This window comes from Nostoc sp. (assembly GCF_036917095.1).
Taxonomy (GTDB): Bacteria; Cyanobacteriota; Cyanobacteriia; order Cyanobacteriales; family Nostocaceae; genus Nostoc.
This window is the reverse complement of the sequence record NZ_JBALFH010000006.1, coordinates 112,990-126,395: the sequence shown is the minus strand read 5'-3', so window position 1 is coordinate 126,395 and position 13,406 is coordinate 112,990. Positions and strand designations below refer to the sequence as shown.

General features: G+C 38.8%; 10 protein-coding genes. 5 read left to right on the top strand and 5 right to left on the bottom strand.

Annotated features, from left to right (window positions below; translation table 11 throughout):
• Positions 1-295: 295 nt before the first annotated feature.
• The 4 genes from V7L01_RS01830 to V7L01_RS01815 all read left to right on the top strand — a co-directional run bounded on the left by V7L01_RS01830 (position 296) and on the right by V7L01_RS01815 (position 5,237).
• Positions 296-979 carry a class I SAM-dependent methyltransferase gene (locus tag V7L01_RS01830; RefSeq protein WP_335031379.1) on the top strand — a complete coding sequence of 228 codons (684 nt, stop codon included), beginning with the start codon at positions 296-298 and terminating at the stop codon, positions 977-979.
• Positions 980-1,140: 161 nt separating this feature from the next.
• Complete coding sequence (locus tag V7L01_RS01825; protein WP_335031371.1) at positions 1,141-2,178, top strand: J domain-containing protein; 1,038 nt, start codon at positions 1,141-1,143, stop codon at positions 2,176-2,178.
• Between the two features lie 54 nt (positions 2,179-2,232).
• Positions 2,233-4,455 carry an AAA family ATPase gene (locus V7L01_RS01820; protein WP_335031369.1) on the top strand — a complete coding sequence of 741 codons (2,223 nt, stop codon included), beginning with the start codon at positions 2,233-2,235 and terminating at the stop codon, positions 4,453-4,455.
• Between the two features lie 176 nt (positions 4,456-4,631).
• Complete coding sequence (locus V7L01_RS01815) at positions 4,632-5,237, top strand: hypothetical protein (protein ID WP_335031367.1); 606 nt, start codon at positions 4,632-4,634, stop codon at positions 5,235-5,237.
• Positions 5,238-5,283: 46 nt separating this feature from the next.
• Here V7L01_RS01815 and V7L01_RS01810 read toward each other — a convergent pair whose 3' ends face one another.
• The 5 genes from V7L01_RS01810 to V7L01_RS01790 all read right to left on the bottom strand — a co-directional run bounded on the left by V7L01_RS01810 (position 5,284) and on the right by V7L01_RS01790 (position 11,301).
• Positions 5,284-5,661, bottom strand: a complete 378-nt coding sequence (locus V7L01_RS01810; protein WP_335031365.1) for an S-layer homology domain-containing protein — start codon at positions 5,659-5,661, stop codon at positions 5,284-5,286.
• A gap of 178 nt (positions 5,662-5,839) precedes the next feature.
• Positions 5,840-6,193 (bottom strand): Spx/MgsR family RNA polymerase-binding regulatory protein, encoded by a 354-nt coding sequence (locus tag V7L01_RS01805; protein WP_335031364.1) that lies wholly within the window; start codon positions 6,191-6,193, stop codon positions 5,840-5,842.
• A gap of 143 nt (positions 6,194-6,336) precedes the next feature.
• A complete protein-coding gene (locus V7L01_RS01800; RefSeq protein ID WP_335031362.1) occupies positions 6,337-7,854 on the bottom strand; it encodes a hypothetical protein in 1,518 nt (505 codons plus the stop codon).
• Positions 7,855-8,386: 532 nt separating this feature from the next.
• The gene (locus V7L01_RS01795; protein ID WP_335031360.1) at positions 8,387-10,426 is read right to left on the bottom strand and encodes a GtrA family protein; all 2,040 of its coding nucleotides are present in this window, start codon (positions 10,424-10,426) and stop codon (positions 8,387-8,389) included.
• A 380-nt stretch (positions 10,427-10,806) separates the two neighbouring features.
• Positions 10,807-11,301, bottom strand: a complete 495-nt coding sequence (locus tag V7L01_RS01790) for a class I SAM-dependent methyltransferase (protein ID WP_335031356.1) — start codon at positions 11,299-11,301, stop codon at positions 10,807-10,809.
• A 1,020-nt stretch (positions 11,302-12,321) separates the two neighbouring features.
• Here V7L01_RS01790 and V7L01_RS01785 point away from each other — a divergent pair.
• Positions 12,322-13,122, top strand: coding sequence for an RMD1 family protein (locus V7L01_RS01785; protein ID WP_335031354.1), 801 nt, complete (start codon positions 12,322-12,324; stop codon positions 13,120-13,122).
• Positions 13,123-13,406 lie beyond the last annotated feature (284 nt).

Here is a 13,406-nt window from a genome sequence, read left to right as displayed (position 1 = left end):
GATTTCTTGGTTTTCGCACTATCCCTCAAGCTCAACGTGCTTTAGCCAATCAAATTCAAAAGGTTTTTTCTTTCTTTGTATGAAACCACCCTGCCTCCCTGCAAGCGGGGAGGGGTTGGGGGTGGGGTGCAATGACTGTGGGAATCATAACTATTTATCCGGACATGATATTAGAGGATCTTTTGTTGGGTTATTGGTAACCTTTAGTTCGTCAGAATTCTGATTTTCAGTTTCAATGACATAGACTGCCATAGTTAAAATTAAACTGAATAATGATATTTCCGTGTCTGTTTTTATGTTGGAACAAGAAAAACAAAATTTGCAGTTTACTGTTAAAGAGTTAGCTACAGAAGCTTTACAGAAATCAGAACCATCGGCATGGTTTGAAGTTTTATATACCAAAGCTCAAGGTGATGTAACAAAAATTCCTTGGGCCAAGTTAGCTCCTCATCCTTATCTACAAGATTGGTTGACAAATCATGAACCATTTGCCTCACAGCAAAAGGCCTTAGTAATTGGTTGTGGCTTGGGAGATGATGCCGAAGCTTTAGCAAATCTAGGATTTGAAGTAACCGCCTTTGATATTTCACCAACAGCGATCGCTTGGTGTCAAGAGCGATTTCCAGATTCGGTTGTCAACTATGTAGTCGCAGATTTATTAGCAATTCCTTCACAATGGCATCAAGCCTTTGACTTTGTTTTTGAATGTCGCAATATTCAAGCTTTGCCCTTGAATGTGCGTTCTTCAGTTATTTCTTCAGTTGCCTATGTAGTTGCTCAAAATGGAACACTGTTGCTGATTACTCATGTCCGAGACACAGAAGTTGAACCGAATGGCCCACCTTGGCCATTATCAAGCTCGGAACTTAAACAGTTTGAAAGTTTAGGATTATATCAAGTAGAACAACTTGTGTTTTCCGAGTCTCAGCAAATTGACGTTAAGCAGATGCGGATTGAATATCAATCTCAAAGAGCTTAAGTTAAGTCCCACCAATACCCAATATCAGCGCTCTTGATGTTCTGGCGGGGGTGCTAAGGGATTGGGTTTGCGATCGCCCCAGGTTTAGTGGTAAAAAACTATGAAATAATTATCACTTTGCGATCGCTTGATAACGCAAAACTTACGGCACAGAAACTCCTATGGCTCGAAAAACCCCACCTGCATCCCACTCAATTACACCTCCATTAGCTCTCTCCCAATTACATCTCCGCTTACAGTTTCTAGAAAAAGAACACCAATCGCTACTCAAACAGATTAAGAGAAAACGGACAGAACTGAAGAATTTTGTTGAACAAACGCGAAATTTAGCCACAGAAATATTTCATCAAACCAGTCCCAGCTTCCAAAAAATGGCTGAGTTAGATCGGGAAATTCATGCTCTGTTTGATGAAATTTTTACTACTAGAAAGTTTGGTAAACAAACCCTCAAAAATATAGAGGCAGTTTACCTTAAACTCCAGTTGACAGGAATCATTAGTCTCAAACCGAGTCGCAAACAATTCAATAAAGAGCTAGACGAATTGTTCGACAACCCCGAACCAGAATCAGATTTTTCCAGGGAAACTGCTGAAGATCGCTGGCAAGCACAAGAATCTGTAGAATCTCAGTCTGTAACTAGAACAGAAGATAAGAGAAAAATTCGGGAAATATTTCTAAGATTAGCTGAAATCTTTCACCCAGATAAGGTAAAAGACAGCGAGACACAGAAATATCATACAGAAATTATGAAATCAATCAATCAAGCCTACCAAGAAGGTGATTTGGCAAGACTTTTAGAAATTGAGCTACTTCAGCAAGTGGGGGAAGTTATTGACAATAATAGCGAGGATGATTTAACTCGTAAGTGTCGAACTATAGAACAACAAAACCAAATTCTTCTCAATCAATATGAAAACTTGAAACGGGAACTGCGTTTAGCAAAAAATACTCCAGAAGGAACAATGGTTTCTGATTCTCGCAAAGCTGCTAAAAAAGGCATTGACTCGATGGCTATTATGGTACAAACAATAGACAATCAAATTAATGTTGTTTCTCAAATTAGGGATTTTGTCAAGGACTTTAGAGAAGAGAAAATGACTATCAAGGAGTTTCTCGGTGGCCCACCAACTCTAGACTCCTTAGACGAAGAAATTATGGAAGATATTCTAGAGCAGATGTTGTCAGAATTAATGAGATAGTAATTTATTTTTATTAAAAATCAGAGTTTGCAGTAAATGAACACGTATTAAATAATGGACTTATTTGACCAGCATCTTACAAAAATAACTGAAAAAGAAGCGCCCCTAGCGGCTCGGATGCGTCCGCGGTCACTTGATGAATTTATTGGTCAAGACCATATTATCGGACAAGGAAGGCTACTGCGGCGTGCTATTAGTTTAGATCAACTGTCTTCTTTAATCTTTTCTGGGCCACCAGGCACTGGTAAGACTACTTTAGCGCGTGTTATTGCCAACACCACCCGCGCCCACTTCATCGCTATCAATGCTGTACTTTCAGGAGTCAAAGAAATTCGAGCGGCAATTGAAAAAGCCCAAGAAGAGCGCAAGTTTCATAATCAACGAACTATTCTTTTTGTCGATGAAGTCCATCGTTTTAACAAGTCTCAGCAGGATGCTCTATTGCCTTGGGTGGAGAATGGTACAATTATTCTCATTGGTGCTACCACAGAAAATCCTTTTTTTGAAGTCAATAAAGCACTTGTCAGCCGTTCGCGAATTTTTCAACTTCAGCAATTAGGTGATAAAGATTTATACAAAATTGTTGAGCAAACACTAGCTGATTCTGAACGCGGTTATGGGAACTTAACAGTACAAATTGACGCAGATGCTTTAGCTCATCTAGTTAATGTTGCCAACGGTGATGCTCGTTCATTATTGAATGCTTTGCAACTGGCTGTAGAGACTACACCGCCCGATGCTACAGGTGTTATTCATATTCCTCTAGCAGTGGCAGAAGAATCAATTCAGCAGCGTGCTGTTTTATACGACAAAGAAGGTGATGCCCATTTTGATACCATCAGTGCTTTTATCAAGAGCTTACGAGGTTCTGACCCAGATGCAGCCCTCTACTGGCTAGCCAAAATGGTTTATGCCGGTGAAGACCCGCGTTTTATTTTCCGTCGGATGTTAATTCTTGCCAGCGAAGATATCGGATTAGCCGACCCACAAGCAGTTGTCGTGACAAATGCCTGTGCCGAAGCGTTCGATCGCGTGGGAATGCCAGAAGGACGTTATCATTTGGCGCAAGCAGTACTTTATTTAGCGACTGCACCAAAGTCCAACAGTCTTATGGGCTTTTTTGATGCTTTAGCAGCGGTAGAAATTGAAAATGTTGCAGAAGTTCCGACTCATCTTAAAGATGCCAATCGGGATAAAAAAGGTTTTGGACATGGGGCTGGTTATCTCTATCCTCACGCTTACCGAGATCATTGGGTAGCGCAACAATATTTACCCACCAGCTTGCAAGGTCAATTATTTTACCAGCCATCAACTCAAGGTTATGAACACCAAATTGCAACACAAGTAGCACGTCGTCGGGAAGCTCAACTTGCTGCAATAGTAGAAGGTATTGGTGTTGCACCATTAGAAGTTATGACTTATGGAATTACTGACCGAGCAGATGAGCGCTGGTTGCAACGCACACTTTCTCAGGTAAGTACACAATTAGCATCAGTGCGCGATCGCATTTTCAGTTTCGCTCAATTACAACGTCATCACTTAGTATTAGATTTAAACGCCGCCACTGGTTTACTTACTTGGGAAGCAATACGGCAAGTTCCTGAAGGTGGAGTTTATGCCTGTGTCCGCAATAGCTCTGATGCCAATGCTTTAATCGAACAAGCTGAGGCACTTCCTGAAACGATGCGACCAATAATTTTTACTGCATCTGTGGCACAGATACCTGCTATGCTGGCATCTCTTGCACCAAATGTACGCTTTGACTCTATTATTGGGCGCAATGTACTAGCCTCGGAAGTGGATAAAATAATTGCTGCTCAATTTTTAGCTCAATTGATTCCGCACTCAGTCAAACTTATTTTAAGCGAGACAATACCTCGTCATACCCAAAGGTTTTACCGCTTACTGCCCAGGCAAAATCTAGATGTAGATGCCCAATTGTATGAGGGATTAGTTTTAGCAGAAGAAGCCATTTATACAAATACTTCTGACCCCATGCTTAACTGGGACGCTGACGATTTACGTGATGCTTTTGCCTCAAATGGATGCTGCGTACAAGTGGTTGTCGAACAGAATTTGGCACCAATGCACATCTCCGATCGTTTTCTCAAGCGTTTATTTACTGCTAATCCTAATCGACCAAGTTATGCCGATCGTCTGGCTGAAAATCTGACGAGTCAGGAAATGGACATTATTAAAAGTTTATTTACTCGTTATTTACTCAACCAATCCGTTAATTGGTCAAGCACTGTGGCATTTTTCATTCTTAGCGGATGAACATTTTTTAGTTCCCAAATCGCTAGAGTTTATAATTATGATTTAAAGGATGCAATTGGTGTTAAGTACGTCTTGCTAAAAATATAGAACTGAAGCTAAGGTGATATTTCTTCTTTGCCTTCGTTTGAGCTTTATTTGTGAATTATCTAATCGCATTAAAAGGATTTAACAAAACTATGCCTATAAAAAAACGCATCGAGCTTAATCAGGGGTGTTTCCTTAATACCACAAATAAAAAGATAGTTTTAAATTTAGCCAGTGAAGATATTTTAACTTTAATAACCCAAGAATTAAAAAATCGTTACTCCCCAGAAAATCAAAAGCTAGTACTTGAGGAGAGTTCCCAGTTGTTGCCTGCTTTCGTACTTCAAGAATTATTAAATCGCCAAGACCAGGTAGTAAATGTTAATCCAGATACCTTAATAGTGGTTAACTGTCAAATAGCAGAGCTAGAGGCCGATGACTTGGGATTTGATTTAAATGTTGAAGCATATTTTGTAATTGCAGATACAACAGGTCAAAATCACTTTCGGGCTAATAGGATAGTTTTTTGGTCGAATATATGGGGAGATGAAGAACGGCTTTTTGAATTAGAAGATGAACTAGGCGAGCAATTCTGGACAAATTATCAAATCCAGTTGCTTTTTGATGAAGAAGAGGAGCAAACAATTGAACTGGAAGTATCACAAACAGATGATTATGCAGCGAGGCTAGAATTTTACCCATTGCTGAAAAAGTTTTCACCATCCATAGTTCCCTTTAATGTATCTACCATCGATTGAAACTAAACATGGCGATCGCATAAACTAACTGCTGTGAAATGCTTTCTTATTTTGTAGGTCTTGGGGTGTCAAGTTGCTCGTTGAGTTCTTGAAGTTGTTGGTTTAATTCCCTCTGCCGTTTGAGCAAAATTTCCAAATCTTGCTTTGTTGCTAAATCCGCCCTATTAGCGGGAATAAGTTGATTTAGCCTCTCTAGGCAAGTATTCAAGCCAGCAGCAAATTCATAACGCGTAACTGGGCGCGAACCTCGATATGTGCCATCAGGATACCCAGATAGGCAACCTGCCTGGGGAACTGTGTTGTGCCCGTCGCTTGGTGTTTGTGACAAAGTTTTTGATGGATAGAAAATAATTGTTGCCAGTGCCAAGGTAGTTGTAACAGTGGCAAATGGGAGCAAGCCAGCAATTGAGGACTTCTTAAACATTGGTTGCAGCTACAATTATTTTACTCCTTCACCTTATCAAATTAATATTAGCGATCGCTAATATTTTTGAGTAGATTAAGTTGGGGCTAAAAGCTATACTTGTAACTTCAACCTCATGCCTATGACGTTCTAGCTAGAATGTGCAGTAAGTCAAATGTTAGAGCGGCTAGGCATCTGATTAAAGCTCTAATTTTGCTTTAACTACTGCCTCATCTTTAAAACCTACCAGTACTGCCGTTCCATTTTTGACAAAAAGCGGACGTTTGAGCAGCATTGCATCGTGAGTGAATGCCTCAATCCACTGTTCTTCAGTCCAAGTCTTCTTTTCCTCTCCCAAAGCTCGATAAGATTGACCGCTGCTATTTCGCATCGGAGCAAAACCCAAAGAGCTTACCCAGTTTTGAATCTGCTCGCGAGTCGGCGGAGTATCTTTGGTGTTAATGAACTCATAGTCAATGTTGTTGTGTTGGAGCCACGTTAAAGCTTTTTTGCAAGTGCCGCAATTGGGAATTCCGTAAACTTGAATGCACATAAATAAAGTAGTTTTAATTCCAAGAATGGGATAATTTATTTTTTGGAGTTCCCTAAAGGGAGGGAGCAAATGTGCTTAATACTTTACTCCCGTTCAAATGCCAGTCACGGGTATTGGGATTAAGCGATTCAAAAGTGTTTTTGCTAGTTTTTGCCCGACTTCTGTAAGAAATACACATAGTAGCCAGTATTGCCAATTTCTCGCCAACCAGTTGCCAAAGCATAATTTGGTATCTTAAACCCAGGCTTCTGTACGATAACCCTGGCTCCAGTCTTCTCTATATTTTTAAGAATCTCAGTTCTGACAACAGTATTTTTCTCCCAGAAGCTTTTTTCATCAAAAATCTCAACAACAATTTTGGCTCGTGCTAATCTAGCCCAATGGTAATAAGGAGCAATATAGTATCCAAGGATCGCAACTTTTTCTCCAGGTTGAACTCCTAACTCATGTAAAGTGTCAGCTACCTGTAACTCAATAAGCTGGTTTTGTTCCTGAGATACAGCCGATATGTTTTTGAAAAATTGAGAATAGAACGACTGGCCAACAATTATAAACGAGGTAATAACAGTCGTACCTGCTATCAATCTTTTTGTTTTTTGTGAATTAGGAAAATGCACACTTGAAAATACTCCAGCAAACAAGAGTACAATGAACGGAGCAATGTACCTCATCGGCTTGAAAGCATCAGGTATATTAGCCACTAACATGTAAATACCTAAACCCGTTATTGCTGGAATAAGTAATATCCAATTTTCTATTAAATCTTTTACTGAAAGCCAAGGTCTACCCTTCACGCAAATAAGTATTAGGTAAATAAAAACTAAACCTCCAAGAAATTGCTTGTAAAAAAAAATAGTGTTAATCGCTAAAATTTTTCTCTGCCTTTCTAAATTAAATTTGAGTTTAAGTCCTTCATACCAGTAGGATGGATCGTGCCACAGAGGGTACGTACTGCCTATAGGAGTCTCAAATGCAAGTACTTTAGGATTATCAAAAATTTGTCTAGGGGGATGTTTGGGTGTACCCATCCCAAGCTCATTTCCTTGCCAACCCCTATAAGGCGTAACCCCGGCGATTACTGTCCATGCATAATTCAACTTTCCAGCGTCGCCAAAGGTTAGGCGACCTTTGGCTGTAGAAATCGCAGCAATAAAAGGAGTGACTATGATTGTAAAAACTAGCAGCGCAGCTAATGTTCGTGGTAATGCTCTTCGGAGATTACCGACTGAAAACATACTAGTCAATAAAAATACAAAAGCTAGCGGAAACATGGGTGCTTTGGATAGATAACCAAATCCAAGAACTACCCCCAAGATAATGAAGTTGAACCAACTTTCTGAGTGTGCGTATATACGCAGTAACAGTCCAGCAGCAAAGTATATAAATGCTGCCAATAACATATCTGGGCTATCACTGGCAACACCTATCCATTGCAGAGAAGATACAATAAATAATATATAACCCGATACTATCCATGCCCAATAAGGTATTTTAAAAGATATTTGTGAAGAAACTAAAGATATTTTTTTATTGTAGTAGAAAATTAGCTCTCGTAAAAAGAAGTCGAAGGCAATTAAAGCGAACAGATAAATCAGGAAGTTAACAAGTTTAACTACGGGAAATTCCCAATAGCTCGAAGGTTTTAAAACATATAAAGTCAAACCTAGTAGCCAGGAATAGAGAGGACTCCAATAAGCATTAATAGCTACATTCCATTCTCCCTGCAAATAAGCATCTCCAATGTCTAAGTAAGAAATGATATCATCTGCATCTTGATAGTAACGATAAAACCAAGCTTGAACAGCGCCTAACAGTATAGCTACCAACCAAAAAATGGTCTTCAGTAAATATTTTTTTCTTTGACTTACGGTAGTTTTTTGCAGCATATTAGTTCCAGGCCGATCTGTTTTTTAATTCTTGAACGCAACCAAAGTTAAGAACCAATAAAAAAATCAGCATTTATTGTTTGGTTTATTTTTCAAGGCTCAAAGCAATGCCTACAGCAAGCCGTAGAGCATCTAGGCTTTAAGTCTTAGCAATAAGTAGGAGTTAATGAGATTGTTTTAGGCTCTATTGAGAATACACTACGACAGATGCTCCTAATACATGGAAAGTTCAATTTATTTTTGTTCAACCCCTTACTAAAAATGAGCGACAAGTCAGGCTCTCCCTGTCGCATATTTGGTTTCTAATTCATCTCAACTGATTAGAGCTTTGGAGATTGGATGAAAAAGAATACAACTTATGGCCAGCGAAATTGATCAGAGCAATACAAGCAGCACTTACTAGACGCGCTAGAGTGGCATCAATACGCAGTTCATTCATGAGGAGTTGCAACAAACCTAAATTGGCAAAGAAACCATTGATTGCAACTACTGCAAAGACACCATACTGAGCTAAAGGATTTGCCCAGTAAACATTAAAGACAAATCGGCGAGTGAGCAAGAAATTCGTAGTAAGCCCAAAAAAGCTGCTAATACAAAGGGCTAAGACATACCACATGCCCGACTTAATCAAGATAAAGAAAATGAACACGTCCACGACAGTTGCGGAACCTCCCGTGAACAGATAACTCACAAACTGCTTAGTTAATTCTGTTGCAGGCTTTCTCCGATACCTACTATTCGATTCAACTGCTGGGGAATTAGCCTCAGGTTTAGTTTCGTGGTATTCCTGTTCGGTATTAATCTCCCAAATTGCAGACTTATCTGTGACGCCATTTTTAATATTCTCCACAGCAGCCATAGCTGTAAGCATTGAGTGATCCTGGTTATTGTACCTGTGCATACCATTTCTGCCAACCAGGAAAAGGTTCTCAAAATCGTTAATATACAATTTGAGACGATCGAATTCAGAGTAAGTACCAAAATAGGCTGGATAAGTTTTAGGTACTCTGATCACTGTGCTATCCAACACGTCAGATTGGCAAATGAATCCAATCTTTTCCAGTTCTTGGATAGCAAATTTTGCAAATTCATCATCAGCCATCTTCCACAAATAGTCTGACTCGTTACAAAAATATTCAAGTCCTAGCCAAACTTTGGAAGGATCTTGAACTAGAGAGCTACTCCAATTATTAAAGATTTGAATTCTCCCTAATGAGACATCTGGCTCTTGAACATATATCCAGTTATCCTGAATCAGCTTTTCACCCTTTTTTACATCCCGAAGAGATAGTTTTTCTACTAATAAACCTACTGTAATAAAGTCTCTATATCCTAAACCCTCACTAATTTCCCCGATCTCAGATGGAACATTAGCTTGTAATCCTCTAATCAAATCTTTGATAGGCATTGTAGAAATGAAAAAATCTCCTTCTAATCGCTCTATCTTTTGAGTAACTGAATTATAAATTTCTACAGCAGTAATTTTGTTTCCATCTGCTGTAAATAATTTTCTAACCCCAGTATTTAGATGAATTTCTCCTCCTTTTGCTTTAACTCGTTCAGCTACCTCCTCCCATAACTGTCCGGGGCCTAATTTAGGATACAAAAAACGTTCAATTAAGGAAGTTTCAATATCCTTTTGTGCTAGAGAACCAGAATTGAAATTAAAAATTCTTTTGAAAATATGTTGTATTGCTTTGGCAATTGAAAAACCTTTAATCCGTTGAGCACCCCATTCAGCGCTTATTTCGGAACAGGGAACTCCCCAGACTTTTTCGGTGTAAGACTTGAAAAACGTTCTATATAAAACATTCCCAAACCGATTAATAAAAAACTCTTCCAGGTTTTTCTCTTTTTTAATAGGAAACGCTCTAATATAAAGATAACTTATCAGAATTTTGTAGGTTCTTATTAATCCCAAATTCGTCAGAGTATTCTTGCTTAAAGTAATTGGGTAGTCAAAAAATTTCCTCAGGAAATATATCCTTGATTTGCGGTTGCGAACTAGCATCACCATATCTTCTTTATCTGGATCGGCGTGCTCGTCTTTTGCTTGTATATCTCTACTTTTATTCTGATAAGTCAGAGTAATTTTTTGCTGCTTATTTACAGACTCAATTGGCATGAACTGTAACCACCAATCCATGACAACATCAGACTTTGAAAAAAAACGATGTCCGCCAATGTCCATTCTGTAACCTTTGTATTTCACTGTTCGCGAAATGCCACCAATTTCATTACTCATCTCATAGATAATTGGTTTAATATCTGTTTGCTCAAGTAGCTCATAAGCAGCAGTTAAACCCGCAGGGCCAGCTCCAATAATGATTGCTGTTTTTTGACTCATAAATTACTCCTTATAACGAAATAAAGTTTACACATCAGCTAAAAATTTTGGTAGTTTTATAAATCTAGCCACTGGTTCATAACCACAAAAAAGCTAGCTACTTAGCTTGACTTTAATCAAGCCAAGCGTATAAACTTACTAAACTTTATCGTACCTCGAACCCTTACAAATACGTTGCAAAAGTCTGCACCAAATAGAGTAAAGCAAATTGGCACAGCAGTAGCGTAGTAGATACAAGTTTCTTAATAAGGTACTGTATTTTTATTTTCAAAAATCTTGCATAGAAACGGTTTTGACCCTCATGCAGCGGCAAAAATCAACTTCGGTTGTCTTATCTCCCTGTTGGTTTGGCTTTTAAATATTAAAATAGGTTTGTCATACTACTTGGTAAATATTCCCCACTGTGATAAAGAGCTAACTATTTTAATGTCTTTATTTTTAAAATAAGGGACATCTTCAAAGCAAACCAAATAATTGTGAGGACTTGTTCTTTTTTGATTAAGTCCAGCTGATTCAAGTAACTGCATTGCCCAATCCATGTGCGGAACAGGAGATGTCAGCATTAACTGCCCACCTGGTTTTAACAGATCAAAACATTCTTTAAAGCAATCAACATGTTCAACTACTTCAAATGCAACTATGACATCAAATGATTGCTCTTCTAAACCTAAACTTTTCCACTCACGAATATCACCAACGATATCAGCAGGTGGTTCAATATCTATTCCTACGTAATGTTTGTACCCGTTTTGCTTCAGATATTCACTAACCCATCCACTTCCACTTCCAATTTCGAGAATTCTAGCTTGTTTAAGTATTGGTTCTAAAAAATACTTAATCTTTTTGTTTTGAGCATATTGGCTTAATAATGGCATAGGAGCTTTAAGAGAACGTTTTAAAAGTCCAATAAGGTATAATTTGCCTCCCCATCGGAACGATAAATCTAGGATTTGAACTGTTATTAAAATATTGCGCTACCTTCAACATGACATCAAATCTAAATAACCGAACCGACCGTCTGTATGAGCGTTCTAAAAATTGGTGTGGGCAAGTAGCATGTATCACTTAATAATTGCGTAAACTGTTGACTTTCTTCCAATAGCCATCCTCCAGGATTATTGGTATATTTTTATTAATCAGAGATGTTGCTTAATAAGCGAAAGAATTTATAAAGCCTAATGATGGTGGATATCTCAAGCAATTATTAGCAAAATTGCTATACTTAGATGCTGTATCATTTAAAAGATTTTAGGTGTTATTGAGCGACAAATTTATTAATTAATTGAAGGCAGTTTTTATTGTAATTTAAATATGGCAAATTTTACTGCTTTAATAGTTAGCAATAATTAAGGGCTAAGTACAATATATCTAAAGACGTAAAAAATATTCATCCTTATGGAAATCGACTTTTTTTTGAGCAAAGCTTTCAATAATGTTCGTAACCCTTCAGGGAGAGAAAGGATGTATTCGTAGAGAAGGGGACAAAACTCTGATAAATTGAGTGAGATGGGAGAACAGTGCCCAGCCCATCGGTGAGAGGTTAAAAACAAGCGCTTTTTGTCAAGCAGTAAAAATACTCAAAATAGTTTTCATAAGAATGATATTCGCGTAGCATTTCGTACAGAAAGCGCTAGCCTCTCGCTTTGAGAGAAGACTTGAATAGTTGACACGCATCGAACTGATGATGTTGTATCCAATACAATTATCAGATTATTCTTTGCCCGCTCAATAACTGCTACCACAGCAATTGGATATTTTTTGATTTGGAAGTCTCTGGTAGTAGTGCTGAATAAATTTATTGGTAAGCTGAGATTGTAGTTATTCTTCGGCAACAGACATCAATTGCGATCGCTACCAGAGCAGTAAAGCACGCAGAATATAGCTTCCGGGCAACAATGCAAAAACTCCTTTTTAATGACAAAGATAGATTTAGAGCGCAGGCCCTATTTCTTGGTAAAGAAATTAACTTACATACGTTGGAGGATTACGTTTGCTTGGCGAGTATGCCAGTAATGGTTTCAGCCGGCGAACAAGGCTATGCAATACTGCTGGGCTATGGTGCAGTTGTTCTGTTTAACCTTGAGCCTGTAGAAAAGGTAGCCTTTTTAACTAAACTATCCTCTCAAGTTAGTGGCTCCTTTGCCAACCCGGAAACAGAAGAGGTAGAAGTTCATCTCAATATTGCAGAGAGCGAACGAGCTAAAGAAGGAAAAATTTTGCTGCATGAGTTTAGTGTAGAACGCTTGCAGTTAGTGGCTGATATTCTCGCCAAGAGTGTTGTACTGTCTCACTATGAAACCAGTCTAGCGGCTGTATTCGATCAGATTGAACCGTTTGCAGCTAGTCTCCAGCGTGAAAACAGGGGTAGACGCCAGAGTCGGGAATTACTGCGTCAACTTGGGACTACCTTATTAGTTCAACATAAGATTGTGGGTCAAGTAGAGATTATCGATAAGCCGGAGTTGCTCTGGGAATCCCCACAGCTAGAAAACTTATATTTGCGCTTGGAGGATGAATACGAAATCCGCGAGCGTCACCATGCCCTGGAACGTAAGCTAGATCTGATTTCCCAAACGGCACAAACGGTGCTGGAGTTCATGCAGCATAGCAGTAGTCAGCGAGTAGAGTGGTATGTGGTAATTTTGATTGTGGTAGAGATTCTGCTGTCACTGTACGACATCATTTTCAAAGGCTAATGCTAAATTTGGGGATCGTAAACAATTGCTGGTTTTAAGTAGCAGCCTTCAGTTGGGCGATCGCTTTTTTTCACAGTGCCGTTCGCGCAGCTTCGACTATAGGAGATCGAACGGCAACCATTGGTTCCCAAATTCAAATTCACGAAGCCAAATGCCTATCACCTTTAGAACTTAGTTGGCTGCATCCTGTTCGGGGATATTAGTTTAGGCGATCGCGCCCAACGCCCGCCAATAGCGATCGCAAAAGATAAATTTTCTTTTAGTAAATAGCGATACAACAAACG

Coding starts and splice junctions, on each gene's coding strand:
- V7L01_RS01830 (WP_335031379.1), top strand. CDS start 296: ATGTTGGAACAAGAAAAACAAAATTTGCAGTTTACTGTTAAAGAGTTA.
- V7L01_RS01825 (WP_335031371.1), top strand. CDS start 1,141: ATGGCTCGAAAAACCCCACCTGCATCCCACTCAATTACACCTCCATTA.
- V7L01_RS01820 (WP_335031369.1), top strand. CDS start 2,233: ATGGACTTATTTGACCAGCATCTTACAAAAATAACTGAAAAAGAAGCG.
- V7L01_RS01815 (WP_335031367.1), top strand. CDS start 4,632: ATGCCTATAAAAAAACGCATCGAGCTTAATCAGGGGTGTTTCCTTAAT.
- V7L01_RS01810 (WP_335031365.1), bottom strand. CDS start 5,661: ATGTTTAAGAAGTCCTCAATTGCTGGCTTGCTCCCATTTGCCACTGTT.
- V7L01_RS01805 (WP_335031364.1), bottom strand. CDS start 6,193: ATGTGCATTCAAGTTTACGGAATTCCCAATTGCGGCACTTGCAAAAAA.
- V7L01_RS01795 (WP_335031360.1), bottom strand. CDS start 10,426: ATGAGTCAAAAAACAGCAATCATTATTGGAGCTGGCCCTGCGGGTTTA.
- V7L01_RS01790 (WP_335031356.1), bottom strand. CDS start 11,301: ATGCCATTATTAAGCCAATATGCTCAAAACAAAAAGATTAAGTATTTT.
- V7L01_RS01785 (WP_335031354.1), top strand. CDS start 12,322: ATGCAAAAACTCCTTTTTAATGACAAAGATAGATTTAGAGCGCAGGCC.